Origin of the sequence: Pedobacter petrophilus, from assembly GCF_009674725.1 — a bacterium.
Lineage (GTDB): Bacteria > Bacteroidota > Bacteroidia > Sphingobacteriales > Sphingobacteriaceae > Pedobacter > Pedobacter petrophilus.
In genome coordinates this window covers 1-665 of sequence record NZ_WKKH01000120.1, presented here as the reverse complement: position 1 = coordinate 665, position 665 = coordinate 1, and the positions used below count along the sequence as shown (strand labels likewise).

At 31.0% G+C, this 665-nt stretch carries 1 protein-coding gene; it reads left to right on the top strand.

The annotated features are described in order from the left end of the window. The first annotated feature begins 208 nt into the window (after positions 1-208). The gene (locus GJU39_RS23305; RefSeq protein WP_154283382.1) at positions 209-505 is read left to right on the top strand and encodes a GIY-YIG nuclease family protein; all 297 of its coding nucleotides are present in this window, start codon (positions 209-211) and stop codon (positions 503-505) included. Positions 506-665: the final 160 nt, after the last annotated feature.

Sequence of the window (665 nt, the reverse complement as noted above, 5' to 3'; positions counted from 1 at the left end):
GTTACAACCTTCCTAAAACAAAATATTATTTGGAAAAATTTTAATTATTATTTGGATTTAAACACAGTTCATCCTGAATTTATTTCAGGACCTATTATTTAAAAAAGATGCTGAACTCAAGTTCAACTTTAAGGCAAATTTTATTATTTCAGCAGGAGGCAAAACTTAAAGCAATTCACTAAAACTCTATATCAAAGAAAAACCAAATATGGAAAGAGGCGGCTGTATTTATATCTTAACCAACTTCAATAATACGGTGTTGTATATTGGTGTAACATCAGATCTATACTCCCGAATTATTGAACATCGTGAAAAGAAATATCCTCAATCTTTTACTTCCAAATACAATTGTAATAAATTAATATACTATGAGCAATTCTCTACCATTACAGAAGCAATTGGCAGGGAGAAACAATTGAAAAACTGGCGGCGGGAATGGAAAATAAAGTTAATTCAAACTCAAAATCAGAACTGGGATGACCTTTTTTTATCTTTAGAGGATTAAAATTACTGATTTAAGATGCTGAACTAAATTCAGCAGGACGATTCCTCTATAGAGATATACTAATATGAACGCTATAGCCACCCGTCATCGTAAGTTTGTATAAATAGGTTTTGAGAATTGCTGACAGGATATAATTTTGTTCAGCATAAAAGATCCAGCA